Source organism: Bradyrhizobium sp. Pa8, assembly GCF_052588265.1.
In genome coordinates, this window is sequence record NZ_CP176767.1 from 5701926 (window position 1) to 5715256 (window position 13331).

The following is a 13331-nucleotide window of genomic DNA, read 5'->3' on the forward strand; positions in this document are numbered from 1 at the left end:
CTACGTTATGGCGCTGTCATAATTGACCTGCGCGCTGTCATATTCGCGAAGGCGACGGCTCTCCCCATGCGTTTCCGAGCTTATTCCGGGGCGCCTCTTCGAGGCCCCCGGAATAACGCGGGGACTCTATTTCTTCATCCCAGCAACATACGCCGCGAGCTTGTCCAGCGTCTGGTAGCCGTACTCGACGGCACCGAAGCCGATCATGCCGTCGCGCTGCTCGGTGCTCGACGCCAGCTGCCGCATCATCAGAACCGTCTTGCCGTTGGCCTGCTCGGCAAAGGTGACGGTGAAGCGGAACATGCCGGGATCGTCGTCCTGGTCGACGCCGTGATCCATCTCCATCAGCGACGGCCGCTCGATGCGGCGGAAGCGCATGCGGTTCGGATAGACGGTGCCGTCGGGACCGATCATGTTGAAGCGCCAGACGCCGCCGACACGCACGTCGATCTCGAAGGTCTCGAGCTTGAAGCCCTTCGGCCCGAACCATTGCGGGAGATGTTTTGGATCGGACCACGCCTCGAACACCAGATCGCGCGGCGCGTCGATCACGCGCGACATCACGATCTCGCGGTCGATCGACCATTGCGACAGAGCGGGATTGGCAGAATTCGTCATCACTCAGAACCTTTCCGTTTGGTTGTGCGGGACGGTCGCTTGGCGGCCGCCCTCTCCTTCTCTTTCTTCAGTTGCATGACGTAAGCCTCGAACCGGTCGAGCCGCGCCTCCCAGATCGCGCGCTGCTGCTGGAACCAGTCCTCCGCGCCGACGAGCGCGTCCGGGCTGAGACGGCAGGTGCGCACGCGGCCGGATTTCTCCGACTGAACGAGCCCGCTCGTCTCCAGCACATGGATGTGTTTCATGAAGCTCGGCAGCGCCATCTCGAACGGGTCGGCGAGCTCGCCAACCGACGCCTCGCCGGCGCAGAGCCGCATCACGATCGCCCGCCTTGTGGGATCGGCGAGGGCTGCGAAGATCTGGTCGAGCTGGGACAATTGGTTAGCCATGAAGCTAACTATAGACCCTCCACCGCCCGGCGTCAATAATTGTTAGCCCACAAGCTAAGTATTTTTCCGCAAGCCACCGCCGGCGGAACCCACAACGCGCAATCGTGAATTGGGGCACCCGGCCCTCCCAGTTAGAAGAGACAGGGGGCGCTTCGCATCAAGCGTCAGAGCCGTGCCGTCTGTTGTCACCTCATCACACCTCACCCGGCGGGCGTTCACCCGGGCTGCGCTCGTTCCGCTCGCGCTTGCCTGGCCGCGCCACGCATCCGCGGATTCCGACATGATCGCGCAGATGCGCGACATCGTCGCCAACGAGCTGGCGCCGACCATGACGCCGGACCAGCCGGGCGGCCTCGCCGCCGCGCTCTATGCCGGCCGCCATGTCGAGTTCTTCAACTACGGCTTCGCCGACGACGCCACGCGAAGACCGGTCACACCGGATACGCTGTTCAACCTTGGTTCGCTGCGCAAACCGTTCGAGGCGACGCTGGTGGCGCTGGGCTCGCTCCGGAATGAATTGCGGCTCGACGACCGCCTGTCGAAGTATCTGCCCGAGCTCACCGGAGACTATGTCCGCCGCGTCACCGTCGGCCAGCTCGCCACGCACACGTCGGGCATGCTGCTTTCGACCGACCATCCGCCCTGGCCGAACGACTCGTTCTCGCAGACGCAGTTCATCGACATGTTCAACGCCTGGGAGCCGCAGGCCGGCGAAGCGCCCGGCAGGCAGCGCGTCTACAGCCATGCCTGCTACGTGCTGCTTCAGCTCGTGCTCGAGCGCTGCTACGGCGCTCCCATCGCAACCCTGTTCGAACAGCGCATCCTTGGCCCGATCGGCATGAATGCGACCTCTCTGCCGGAGCGCGGCGAGGACAACCGCGCCGTGATGGACGCGGCGTGGATGCAGCGCGTCGTGCAAGGCTATTCGGATCAGGGCATGGCGATCGGCCCACCCGGCAACCAGCAGAGCTATTTCGACTTTCCCGGCGCCGGCCAGATGTTTTCGTCCGCGCGGGATCTCGCGACCTACGTCGCGGCCTGTGTCGACGGCCGCTCGGTCGATCCGCATTTGCGCGAAGCGCTGCGGATGACGCAGCGCGAGACCTTCCGCGTCGACGACAAATTCGGACAAGGCATGGCCTGGGAGACGGTTCACCTCCCCGGCGCGACCATCGTCGACAAGCCCGGCGGCCTCAACAATGCCTCCGGCTATCTCGGCCTCGTCCCTATCAGGCAGGTCGGCTTCGTCCTGCTCGCCAATCGCGGCGAATACCCGCACGAGATCGTTCGCTACAAGATCCTGCCCGCGCTGGCGAAGCTCGTCGCCTCGCTCTGAACCGTCTCTCGAAACAGAAGCCCCGGCAGAGCCGGGGCTTCCCGCGCCAGGTCAGGAACGGGATGCTCAGTACCTGGCGACGACCGGTCCGCCGAACTTGTAGTTCACGCCGACGCGCATGATGTTCGACTTGAGATCGACCGAGTGGGTATAAGCGTTGCTCGGAGACGGAGTGGTGCCTGCGAAGGTCATCAGATTGGTGCTGGTTGCCGAGACCTTGCCGAGATCGACATAGAGGTATTCGGCCTTGAGCGACCATCCGCCGCCGAATGCATATTCGGTGCCGACGCCTGCGGTCCAGCCGACGCGGGTATCGCGGATCGTTCCGGATTCGGTCGCGCCACCGATGAACGTGTCGGTGAAGTTGAAATTACCCTTCACCTCGGCGATCGCTGCACCGCCTGTGCCGTAGATCAGCCAGGTCGGAGCCGCGAGGAAACCGATGCGACCGCGAATGGTGGCGAGCCAGTCGGCCGAGACCGATGAATTGACAGTGAAGGTGTCCGGCGCGCAGCAAGGATACAAGGCCGTGCCGCTCGCGCTGCCCTTGAAACCGAAATAGTTGATGTCGCCTTCGAGGCCGAGCACGGCGTGGTTGACCTGCCAGTTGTAGCCCGCGGTGAAGCCGCCGGTCACGCTGGAGCTGTTGACGCCCTGCGCACCGACCGCGTTGATCGCGGGGACGCTGCTGGCCGCAAAATAGCCGGCCGGCGTCCAGATGGTCGAGGTGTTCAGATCGGCATTGCCCCACTGCCCGCCGACATTGCCGCCGACGTAAAAGCCCGTCCAGTTATAGGCTGGCGCCATCGCCGGCGCCTTGGTGTATTGCGCCGCGAGGTCGGCCGCATGCGCGGATGCGGTGCCGAGCGCAATTGAGGCGACCGCCAGCAAAAACTTCTTCATTCCAGTCTCCATGCCCCCCGCGATTGACGCTCGCGTTTCAAATGCGCACCGGTGGGAGCCATCCGGCGCAGATTGGGGATAGGCGGAGCATGTCTGTTCGTCTCGGTCTGCGGCGCAGTTCGTATGGACTGTGACGTAGTCGGTGACTTATCGCGCAAGACCAGCGACGAGTGTGACCCGAACGCCACGCGCCGCAGCGGCGCACCGCGCAAGCCGCGCGTCGCGTTAGGACAAGTGCCAAGAATGGCGGAGCGAAGCCGCGCGCCGACTCAGACCGAGCGCGTCAGTCCGCCGTCGACGCGGATATTCTGGCCGGTGATGTAGGCGGCACCCTCGGACGCGAGGAACGACACCGTCGCCGCGACCTCCTCGACCTTGCCGTAGCGCTTCATCGGCACGCTGTCGCGGCGCGCGTCTAGCTGCGGCAGGCTGTCGATCCAGCCCGGCAGCACGTTGTTCATGCGGATGTTGTCGGCGGCATGGGTGTCGGTGAAGATCTTCGTGAAGGCGGCAAGGCCTGCGCGGAACACCGCAGAGGTCGGAAACATCGCGCTCGGCTCGAATGCCCAGGCGGTCGAGATGTTGATGATGGCGCCGCTCTTCTGCGCCTGCATCACCGGCGTCACCAGCCGGGTCGGCCGGATCACGTTGAGGAGATAGGTGTCGAGGCCGGTGTGCCACTGCTCGTCAGTGATCTCCGTGATCGCCGCGCGCGGCCCGTGGCCGGCGCTGTTGACGAGCACGTCGATGCGCCCCCATTTGGCCATCGCCCCGTCGACGAGCCGCTTCAGATCATCGTTCGACTTGTTGGAGCCGGTGACGCCGAGGCCGCCGAGCTCGACTGCCAGCGCCTCGCCCTTGCCGGAGGGCGACAGGATCGCGACGCGAAAGCCGTCGGCCGCGAGCCGCCGCGCAGCCCCTGCCCCCATGCCGCTGCCGCCGGCGGTGACCAGTGCGACCTTCTCTGCTGCCATGATCGATCATCCCTTGCGATGGAGTTGAGGCGGGCCGCTGGCCCGGCCTATCATGGGGCCTTCTACCGCCGGACCTGCCGCCAGGTCCACCGCCGAAGGCATCCGTCATGAGCGATCTGCAGATCCGCAATTTGCGCCCCGAGGAGATCGCCACCGCCGTCGACTGGGCCGCGGCCGAGGGCTGGAATCCGGGCCTCGGCGACGCCGCCTGTTTCGCGATCCCGGACAAGCAAGGCTTCTTCGTCGGCGAGATCGACTGCGAGCCGGTCGCGACAATCTCCTGCGTCAATTACGATGATCGCTTCGCCTTCCTGGGCTTCTACATCGTGCGCTCAGGCTTTCGCGGCGCGGGCCACGGCCTGCGCATCTGGAACGCGGCGATCGCGCATGCGGGCACCCGCGTGATCGGGCTCGATGGCGTCGTCGCGCAGCAGGACAATTACAAGAAGTTCGGCTTCCAGCTAGCCTACGCCAATATCCGCTACGGCGGCATCGTCGCCGCGCCGCCGAATCCGCCCGCCGATGTCGCAGCGCTCGACAATGTCCCGTTCGCGCTCGTTGAAGCCGACGACGCGACCGTCTTCCCGGCTGCGCGCAGCACCTTCCTGCGCGCCTGGATCAACACATCAGGCCATCTCGGCGGCGCGCTGCTGCGAGACGGCAAGCTCGCGGCATGGGGCGTGATCCGGCCCTGCCGGACCGGCCACAAGATCGGCCCGCTCGTCGCCGACGACCGCGGAGCGGCGGACGCGATCGTGCAGGCGCTGGTGGCGAGCGCAGGCGGCGGCGAAGTCTTCCTCGACGTCCCCGCGATCAATCGCGAGGCCATTGCGCTCGCGGAATCGCTCGGGCTCAAGCCGGTGTTCGAGACGGCGCGGATGTACACAGGGCCGATCCCGCCGCTGCGGATCGACCGCGTTTTCGGCGTGACCAGTTTTGAGTTGGGCTAGCTGAGCGGACTAGGCCGCTCAGTAGCAGCGCATGATGTTGACCGTGTGCTCGCCGCCGCCGCGGCCGGGCACCGTCACCTGCTCCGTCGGGCAGCTCGGCACATAGGGCCGGTCGGACGGCACCACGTTCGGTGGGAAGCGATGGGTCCAGTCCCAGGGAACGTCGTACGTATAGGTGTAACGCACGTCGGTGGAGGCCGGCTGCCCGGCATCGACGAAAGGCTGGTTATAGCCTCCGTTGTCGTAGAAGAACCCGCCGCCGCCCGGCCAGTAGACCCAGGGCGTGTTGCGGCCGCGGAACCGGGCTCCAGGAGCGATCTGCGGACGCGCGATCGCGCCGGAAGGCGCGGCGCCCATCCCGTGCGCGGCGGTGGCGGTGGCGCCGGGCCTGGCAAAACCGTCATTGGCAGAAAGGAGCAGCGCGGCTGCGCTGAGCGAGGCGAACAGCGCCCCATATGATCTGGACATCATGATACGCACCAACTCGTTTGGCTTAGGCGGCTCCCCACCACACGCTAGGCCGGGCCGTCACCCACCCGCAAACGTATAATTAATTGTTGGTTAAGGCACGGGATTAACGGGGTACCCGGTGCGGCAGAACGCCCGGGATTCTCCGCCGATTTCAGGCACTTCGCTCCGGGGCAGGCCGTCATCATAACCAGCTGATCGGAGTTCATCGCCTACGGCGCGCTCAACGGCACCAATCATCCCGCGCCGAGCTCGACGCAGGGCGATGTCGGCCCTGAAGGCAACAACAATGGCACGCTAACCGGCGTCTACCGCAACTGGTAAGTCGGCTTGCTATCTTGCAATGAGGCCCAACGTCCCTGTGGACGGTGGGCTTCCGCGTGTCAGCGCCCCTGCTGCTTGCGCAGCCAATCCAGCATGTCCTGCGGATTTCCGGTGCCTTGCGACACGATCGCGGTGTTTCCACCGCTGCGGCGATAGACCGTGGTGCGGCCCGGCTCTTTGTCGATCTTGACCTCGGCCTGCGCCGGATCACCGCTTTGCGTGATGACCGCCGTCCCATTCTCGTCCTGAACTACGGTCGTCTGGCCGTCACTGGTCTCGCCGGCGCCAGCCGGTCCCGCTGCGATCGCCGCCATGATGCTCACTCCCGATGCGAGCAGAAAAAACTTCATGTCACACCTCTCGTCTCGATCATCGAGCGAACTGGAATATCGCCAGCCAGTTGAAACGTCCCAATTGCCTCACCGTCCCCGTGTTCATGTCGCCGATCTGGAGCAGGAGGGCATTCGTGGAGTTGCCGATCTGGGTAACGTTGGCGGTGTTGCTCACGCCGGCCTGGCCGATCAGCGCGTTGGTGGTGCCGCCCACCTGGATCACATCGACATAGTTGCGGATCCCGTTCTGGACAATCGTCGCGTCGACTGTTCCGGTGCCGCCAATCTGGATCACCCGCGCGATATTGATCCGGCTGTTCTCCTCGATCGTGACCGGCTGGACGTTGTTGCCGAACTCCACGACCGTCTGGATACTCACGTTCCTGTTCGTCACGCCGCGCTGCACGGATCCGGCCGATGCCTCGGACGCAACGCCAATGGCGACGAGCAACGCCGCCAATGCCAAGAGCTGTCTACCACATCTCATCGCCTTCCCCTGGTACACTTCCGACCCAGACGAGGTCGCGCCCAGCTCACGGGCCATGCTGGACAACCGATGCCGAGTTGAACGCACCGAACTGGGACAGGAAACTGCTGGTCGACTGGCCGGTCTGGCCTATGAACGCAAAGTTGTTCACGCCCCCCTGCCCGACCGAGGCCGACGCCGTTCCGCCGAATTGCAGGATTCCGGTCGCGTTGTTCGTGCCGTTTTGGGTGACGGTCGCGCTGGTGTTGCCGCCGATCATAAATACGCCCGCCATGTTGAGCTGGCTGTTCTGGTTCAGGACCACGGGCGGTCCCCCGACCGACACGATGGTCTTGATATCCGCGCTCTGCGCGCTGGCCGATCCGGAGCCTGCGCAACAGAGCGCGAGAAGTACGACACACGCGACGCCTGGAAGATGTCTCATGACATGCCTCGTCACTGGAGCTTCGCTCAAGGAGCCTGCTGGAGAATCGTCGAGCCGTTCAGGATTCCAAGTTGAGCTAGTCCGGCGGCGTTGTTTGCTCCGATCTGGCCGATCAGGCTCGAATTGATGCCGCCGACCTGGCCGGCCACCGCGGTGTTGGTCGCCGTTGCGGTGGTGCCGCCCTGCCCGATCACCGAAGTGTTGACTGTGAAGAGCGAGCCCATCTGCAAGGTGGTCGCCTGGTTGGTCGCGCCGAACTGCAGCGTGGTGGCACTGTTGTTCGTGCCTCCGCTCTGCGAGATGAAGGAAGTGTTGGTCGTGCCAAATTGCAGCACGCTGGCCGAGTTGCCGGCCTGGGCATCGACAGAGGTCAGCACGCTGAGTGTGACGAGTGTCGCGACGAGACATTTGATCCGCATTTCATTTCCTCCGCGAAGGTCGGCGAACGGCCGCTCACCTGGTCGGCGTCCGATTGCGGTGCTTTTGAGAATGGCGCGGACGCGCCGAGCTGTGACGCGTCCGGCCAAACGGGGCTGGCTCAGTGCTGCACAACGGTGCTGGAGTTCGCACCGAAGATGATGGAGAGCTGTCCAACGCCTGCGCTGTTGCTCGGCGGGCCACCGATCGACTGCTGCGTGATCGAGCTCGTGTTGTTGAAGAAGGCGACCTGGCCAGTGTTGGCCGTATTCGAGGCGCCGACCTGGATCACCGTGCTGCCGTTGTTGAGTGACGGAGTGGTCGTGCCCTGCATGGTGCTGGCATTGTTCAAGATGCCGAGCTGGACGGTGGTCGAGTTGTCATTCACGGTGCCCTGCTGATTTACGGAGGAGCCGTTCACGACGCCGACTTGCACCACGGTTGATGTGTTGGCGGCCTGGGCAGCCGACGACAGAGCGAGCACGGCAACGGAAGCAAAAAATAATTTGCGCATGGAAAATCCCTTTCTAGCCGAGTGTCTGACTGGGTTCAGATGCCATCCTGGAGGAGATCGACATCGTGGGATCACTGTGAACCGATCCCGCGCAGTGCGACAGACTGCAGTTCATGCTAATCGGTACGGACTAGACGATGCGCGACATGTTGCCGCCAGCAAGCTCTAAAGCTGCGCTCGCACCCTGCTGAAGCGCGCCGTTTCCTGTTCGCGATCCATGCTATCGATCAGTTTCAACATCTCGATCGGCGAACGGAGCCCGAGCTTTCGCATCATCCTGGCGCGATGGACTTTCACCGTCACGTCGCTGACATCAAGCTTTGCGGCAATCTGCTTGGCGATGAGCCCTTCCGCCATCAACATCATGATTTCCCGCTCCCGGGCTGTCAGCGTCTCGAGGCGCTGCCGCGCCTCGCACAGCATGCCCTCACGCTCCAGGCGCCTGCGGTCACGCTCGATGCCATGCCTGATCGCGTCGAGCATCTCCTGCTCGCGGAAGGGCTTTGGCAGAAACTCGATCGCACCGCGCTTCATCGCCTCGACCGAGACACGCACGTCCGAGTACCCGCTGATGAAGACGATCGGAATGGACACCCCCGATTCAGCCAGCCTGCGTTGAAGCTCGAGACCGGTCGGCGACGTGCCCGGGAAACGGACGTCAAGCACTAGGCAGGAAGGTCCACTGGAAAGGCTCTCGGTGAGAAACTCGTCCGTTGAGGCAAACAACCTGACCTGATGTCCGGTCTCCTCGCAGAGACTGCCAATCGCATTTCGAATCAGAATTTCATCATCAACGACATAAACTGTGGCTTGATTTGAACTCATGGCAACAAGCTCCCCGAGTTGGGGCTCGATGGTCCTCCAGCGAGCCATCCAGAGTAGTTGCAAGCGATAACAAGGTGCTTGAATGCATCGGTGAGGGCCGACCGGGTCGCGAAGGCCCGCCGCGTCCACTTCTTAGGGCCAACACCCGGTCGACATGAGTGAAGGCGTTCACACATCGGGCTTCGTGATCGGAGGGCGTGGACGTCGCCGTCTGCAGCGTCATGGCGAAACGCCGTAACGAGAGTGGGCCAATCAGGCATCGCGACAGTGATATCGCCAACTGCGTCATGGCGTCGCCATTCATGCGCAAACTTGAACGTCGTTAGCCAGTGGCTTGGGCCAGACCAGACGAAACGTTCAGTCAGCTATCGAGTTCGATACCGCGTGCTTCATTTTGAATACGCCCGGTATACGCTCCGTGCAAGTTGCAGAAGTTCGCGGCCACATACTTTACTTCTTTTTCGTGGAGCGCACCCGTCCTTCGCCCTAAGAACAGGGACATACTCTCGAGGCGCTATTATTGCCTCGGACGATATACAACCATAGCGAGATATTTGATCTGTCCGCTCTCATCGTCATTTCAAGAGGCGGGTTTTGATATGCGATTTGTGCCAATCATTGTCTTGCTCGGAACTGCATCCGGCCTCGCCGCACTCTACGCTGCGGCGCCAGACGTCATCTCGGGCGCTACGGTGAATGCGGCAGACGGGATGGCCCGCACCTATGAATCGACGAAGCAGTTCCTCGGGCCGGGCGGGCACGAGTCCCCGACCTTTGGGGCGGACACGCCAGTGTTCCGCTACGCCGCGATCCAGCGCGGCAGCATCGAGCAGACCATCACCGTCACGGGCGCGCTGCAACCGGTCAAGACGATCGAGGTCGGTTCTCAATTGTCCGGCCAGCTCGCGCGGGTCTATGTCGACTTCAACGACACGGTCAGCAAGGACCAGCCGCTCGCCCTGATCGATCCCCGCAGCTTCGCGGCCAAGGTCGATGAAGCCAAGGCGGCGGTGGCGGTCGCCAACTCCTTTGTCGAACTTGAGCGGGCCAAGTTCGATCGTGCCAAGATTGATCTGCAAAACGCCAAGGGCAGCAGAGACGTGCTTGCGGCCAAGCTCGAGAGCGCCCAGGCGGTCAAGGCGTCAGCTCAGAAGACATTGCAGCGCAAACTGGCGCTCCAGGCGCAAAACGTCGTGGCGACAACGGCGGTGGATGACGCCCAGACAGAGTTCACCGCAAGGCTCGCCCAGGAGCGCGAAGCCGAAGTCCTCATGTCCCTGAACGCCTACTCCGTCGAGGGCGCGCAGGCCGACGTTCGCCGGATCGAAGCCGAGCTGGAACAGGCCAGAATGGCAGTGCCGGAGAAGGCAGCCGTGCTTGCGGCGGCCCAGGCCGATCTCGATCGCACCGTGATCCGCTCGCCGATCGACGGCGTCGTGGTCGGCAGATTCGTCAACGAGGGCCAGACATTGGCGGTCGGCCTCGAGTCGCGCACGACCTTCGTGGTCGCCCACCGCCTGGAGGACATGGAGATCCACGCGCAGGTCGACGAAGCTGATATCGGGCGCATCACGTCCGGGCAGCGCGCTCACTTCACCGTGGATGCCTATCCCGACCGCCGCTTCGAGGCGTTGGTCCGGCAGGTGCGCAAGGCGCCGCAGAACCAGCAGCATGTGGTGACCTATACCGTCGTCCTGTCGACCTCCAATCTCGATGGCGCGCTGCTGCCTGGAATGACCGCCCTGGTGAAGATCGTGATCGAGCGGCAGGACGACGTTCTAAGAGTGCCGCTGGCCGCACTGCGCTTCCAGCCCTCCGGCGCGCGGCAGGACACGACCGCCGGACGCAACGGAGTCTGGGTGCGCACCGCCAGTGGATCGCTCGTGCGCATCCCGGTGACCGTTGGCACGGCCGGCACCGAACAGGTCGCGCTCAAGAGCGGAGAGCTCGTCGAGGGCAGCCAGGTCGCCGTCGGTCAGGCAATCCCGCCGGCCGGCATGAAATTTCTTGGAATCAGGTTCGGATCATGACAGCGGTCCTGCCACTCATCAGTCTCCGATCCGTATGCAAGACTTATCGCGCGGATGGGGTCGCGGTCGTCGCGGTGCGCAATGTCAGCTTCGACATCAATCAGGGCGAGATCCTCGCTGTAATGGGTCCCTCCGGCTCCGGCAAATCGACGCTGATGAACATGATCGGCCTGCTCGATCTCCCGAGTGAGGGCGCGATCCATCTCGAAGGAGCGAATGTTGCCAGCCTTTCGGAGGACCGCAGATCGTCCCTGCGCGCCCGCAGCATCGGCTTTGTATTCCAATCCTACAACCTTCTCGCGCGCCACAACGCCATTGAGAATGTAGCTCTGCCGCTCGTCTATTGTGGGATAGGCCGCAAGGAGCGCCTTCGCCGCGCCGAGCAGAGTCTGGAAGTCGTCGGAATGCTTCGCCGGGCGACTCACTTTCCACGCCAGCTCTCAGGCGGCGAGCAGCAACGCATAGCGATCGCCCGCGCGCTGATCACGTCCCCGCTGCTCGTGCTTGCCGACGAGCCGACCGGCGCGCTCGACAGCCGCACCGGCGCCGAAATCCTGGCTCTGTTCGCTGCACTCAACCGGACCGGCCAGACCATCGTGATGATCACACACGATCCTGGCATCGCGACGCAGTGCCGGCGCATCATCCGCCTGCATGACGGAGAGCTCGTTGGCGACGAAACGCAGGTCCCGGTGCTGCCGAAACGGGGCGTTGCGTCATGACGCTGCTACAGGGCTTTCAGATCGCACTGCACGCGCTGCGCCTCAACCCGTTGCGCAGCTTCCTCACCATGCTCGGCATCGTGATCGGCGTCGCTTCGATCGTGACCGTTTTCGCGATCGGCTCCGGCGCCCAACTTCGCCTGCAGGAGCAGATCCGCTCGATCGGTTCCAACGTGCTGATGATCACGCCCGGCGCGGTCTATCAGGGCGGCGTGCGCCTCAAGGAAGGTACCAAGCTGACGATGACCGAAAGCGACGTGCAGGCCATCCTAGAGCAGATCCCTGAGATCCAGGCCACGGCCGGCTCGATCGCCGGAACGGCACAGGTGATCCACGAGAGCAAGAACTGGAATACGACGATCAACGGCACGACGACCGGGCACTTCGTGGTGCGCGACTGGCAGCTCGTGTCTGGGCGCTATTTCTCCGGCGCCGAAGAGGCCGCCGCTGGAAAGGTCGTGATCCTCGGAAGCACGGTCGCGCGCGAGCTGTTTGCGCCAGGCGACGATCCGATCGGCGCGCAGATCAGGATCATGAAGGTCCCGCTCGAGGTCATCGGAGTTCTTGATCGCAAGGGACCGGCGCAGGATGACGTCGCCTTCGTTCCCCTGGCGACGGCCAAGCTGCGGTTCCTCGGCAGTGCGAGCAACATCAACCGGGATTCCGTCGCCTATATCATCGCCAAAGTGGCCGTCGACGGCCAGATGGCGGGAGCCCGATCGGAGATCGAAAGCCTGCTGCGCCAGAGGCATCGAATTCTGACCGGTCAGGAAGACGACTTCAAGGTCCAGGATCCGGCCGCCGCCATGGAAGCACAGCAGGGCGCGATCCGCACCGTAGCGCTTCTGCTCGTCGCCATCGCCTCGGTCTCGCTGCTCGTCGGCGGTATCAGCATCATGAACGTCATGATCGTATCGGTCACCGAGCGCACCCGGGAGATCGGCATCCGCCGCGCGCTCGGCGGGCGGATGCGGGACATCCGTCTCCAGTTTCTCTGCGAAGCGCTGGTTCTCTGCCTTCTCGGGGGCGCCATCGGCGTCGTCGGTGGCATCACGCTCTCGATGACGGTCGCACGCATGGCCGGGTGGATCACCTCGGTCGACGGCGAGGCGATTGCGCTGGCCCTCGTCTTCTCGATCACGACCGGCCTCATCTTCGGTTTTTATCCCGCACACAAGGCGTCCAAGCTCAGTCCAATCGAGGCACTCAAGACGGAGTGAGTACATGCTGGGGTGGCCACGTCAGCCCAAAGGCCAGGGAGGAGCAAGCCATGGGTCCATATCCGAATGATTTGATTACACCGACGCCGCGTGAGCGCGAACTGATGACGCTCATCGCGCGCGGAATGCAGAACAAGAACATCGCCTACGAGCTCAAGATCTCGGAGAACACGGTGCGGGCGCATATCGGCAACATCATGCGCAAATACCGCCTCCATAATAGAACCCAGATCGCGATCGCGTTTGCGCTGCACGCAGCGCCTTCGGCGCTACACAGGGATCTTGCCAATGCCGGAGGCTATTCGGCGGCAACGAAGCCCGCGCAGGCAGTTGCACAAAATCCACGGGTGCAGACCGCACCAGAATGACGACTGGCCCTCGCTCCAGACATCCCGTTG

Annotated in this window: 17 protein-coding genes; 6 read left to right on the forward strand and 11 right to left on the reverse strand. The window is 63.6% G+C overall.

The genetic code is table 11. The annotated features are described in order from the left end of the window. Positions 1 to 126 precede the first annotated feature (126 nt). Positions 127 to 618 (reverse strand): SRPBCC family protein, encoded by a 492-nt coding sequence (locus tag ACKWRH_RS26855; RefSeq protein ID WP_445215981.1) that lies wholly within the window; start codon positions 616 to 618, stop codon positions 127 to 129. Then, positions 618 to 1007, reverse strand: coding sequence for an ArsR/SmtB family transcription factor (locus tag ACKWRH_RS26860; RefSeq protein WP_166097165.1), 390 nt, complete (start codon positions 1005 to 1007; stop codon positions 618 to 620). Before ACKWRH_RS26860 ends, ACKWRH_RS26855 begins: the two co-directional genes overlap by 1 nt. Before the next feature lie 280 nt (positions 1008 to 1287). On the opposite strand from ACKWRH_RS26860, the gene ACKWRH_RS26865 reads away from it, so the two are divergent. Further along, positions 1288 to 2343 carry a serine hydrolase gene (locus tag ACKWRH_RS26865; RefSeq protein WP_445215982.1) on the forward strand — a complete coding sequence of 352 codons (1056 nt, stop codon included), beginning with the start codon at positions 1288 to 1290 and terminating at the stop codon, positions 2341 to 2343. A gap of 66 nt (positions 2344 to 2409) precedes the next feature. Here ACKWRH_RS26865 and ACKWRH_RS26870 read toward each other — a convergent pair whose 3' ends face one another. Continuing rightward, positions 2410 to 3246, reverse strand: coding sequence for an outer membrane protein (locus ACKWRH_RS26870; RefSeq protein ID WP_445215983.1), 837 nt, complete (start codon positions 3244 to 3246; stop codon positions 2410 to 2412). Positions 3247 to 3515: 269 nt separating this feature from the next. Further along, entirely contained in the window at positions 3516 to 4220 is a 705-nt protein-coding gene (locus ACKWRH_RS26875; protein WP_445215984.1) for an SDR family oxidoreductase, read from the reverse strand. 107 nt (positions 4221 to 4327) lie between these two features. Between ACKWRH_RS26875 and ACKWRH_RS26880 the strand changes: the two genes are divergently transcribed. Next, a complete protein-coding gene (locus ACKWRH_RS26880) occupies positions 4328 to 5170 on the forward strand; it encodes a GNAT family N-acetyltransferase (RefSeq protein ID WP_445215985.1) in 843 nt (280 codons plus the stop codon). An 18-nt stretch (positions 5171 to 5188) separates the two neighbouring features. Here ACKWRH_RS26880 and ACKWRH_RS26885 read toward each other — a convergent pair whose 3' ends face one another. The 7 genes from ACKWRH_RS26885 to ACKWRH_RS26915 form a co-directional block, all read right to left on the reverse strand. After that, positions 5189 to 5641 carry a hypothetical protein gene (locus ACKWRH_RS26885; RefSeq protein WP_445215986.1) on the reverse strand — a complete coding sequence of 151 codons (453 nt, stop codon included), beginning with the start codon at positions 5639 to 5641 and terminating at the stop codon, positions 5189 to 5191. A gap of 380 nt (positions 5642 to 6021) precedes the next feature. Beyond that, positions 6022 to 6312 carry a hypothetical protein gene (locus tag ACKWRH_RS26890; protein ID WP_445215987.1) on the reverse strand — a complete coding sequence of 97 codons (291 nt, stop codon included), beginning with the start codon at positions 6310 to 6312 and terminating at the stop codon, positions 6022 to 6024. Between the two features lie 19 nt (positions 6313 to 6331). After that, complete coding sequence (locus tag ACKWRH_RS26895; RefSeq protein ID WP_445215988.1) at positions 6332 to 6838, reverse strand: curlin repeat-containing protein; 507 nt, start codon at positions 6836 to 6838, stop codon at positions 6332 to 6334. Then, entirely contained in the window at positions 6828 to 7205 is a 378-nt protein-coding gene (locus tag ACKWRH_RS26900) for a curlin (RefSeq protein ID WP_445215989.1), read from the reverse strand. The genes ACKWRH_RS26895 and ACKWRH_RS26900 overlap by 11 nt, the downstream gene beginning before the upstream one ends. A gap of 26 nt (positions 7206 to 7231) precedes the next feature. After that, positions 7232 to 7624, reverse strand: a complete 393-nt coding sequence (locus ACKWRH_RS26905; protein ID WP_445215990.1) for a curlin — start codon at positions 7622 to 7624, stop codon at positions 7232 to 7234. A gap of 119 nt (positions 7625 to 7743) precedes the next feature. Beyond that, positions 7744 to 8136, reverse strand: a complete 393-nt coding sequence (locus ACKWRH_RS26910; protein ID WP_445215991.1) for a curlin subunit CsgB — start codon at positions 8134 to 8136, stop codon at positions 7744 to 7746. A gap of 165 nt (positions 8137 to 8301) precedes the next feature. Next, positions 8302 to 9009, reverse strand: a complete 708-nt coding sequence (locus ACKWRH_RS26915; RefSeq protein ID WP_445215992.1) for a response regulator transcription factor — start codon at positions 9007 to 9009, stop codon at positions 8302 to 8304. A gap of 551 nt (positions 9010 to 9560) precedes the next feature. Here ACKWRH_RS26915 and ACKWRH_RS26920 point away from each other — a divergent pair. The 4 genes from ACKWRH_RS26920 to ACKWRH_RS26935 are packed head-to-tail and all read left to right on the forward strand — an operon-like array spanning position 9561 to position 13301. Next, positions 9561 to 10991: an efflux RND transporter periplasmic adaptor subunit gene (locus ACKWRH_RS26920; protein WP_445215993.1), complete on the forward strand. Its 1431-nt coding sequence runs from the start codon at positions 9561 to 9563 to the stop codon at positions 10989 to 10991. Further along, positions 10988 to 11713 (forward strand): ABC transporter ATP-binding protein, encoded by a 726-nt coding sequence (locus ACKWRH_RS26925; RefSeq protein WP_445215994.1) that lies wholly within the window; start codon positions 10988 to 10990, stop codon positions 11711 to 11713. The genes ACKWRH_RS26920 and ACKWRH_RS26925 overlap by 4 nt, the downstream gene beginning before the upstream one ends. Next, entirely contained in the window at positions 11710 to 12933 is a 1224-nt protein-coding gene (locus ACKWRH_RS26930) for an ABC transporter permease (protein ID WP_445215995.1), read from the forward strand. Before ACKWRH_RS26925 ends, ACKWRH_RS26930 begins: the two co-directional genes overlap by 4 nt. A 50-nt stretch (positions 12934 to 12983) precedes the next feature. Next, positions 12984 to 13301: a response regulator transcription factor gene (locus tag ACKWRH_RS26935; protein WP_445215996.1), complete on the forward strand. Its 318-nt coding sequence runs from the start codon at positions 12984 to 12986 to the stop codon at positions 13299 to 13301. Positions 13302 to 13331: the final 30 nt, after the last annotated feature.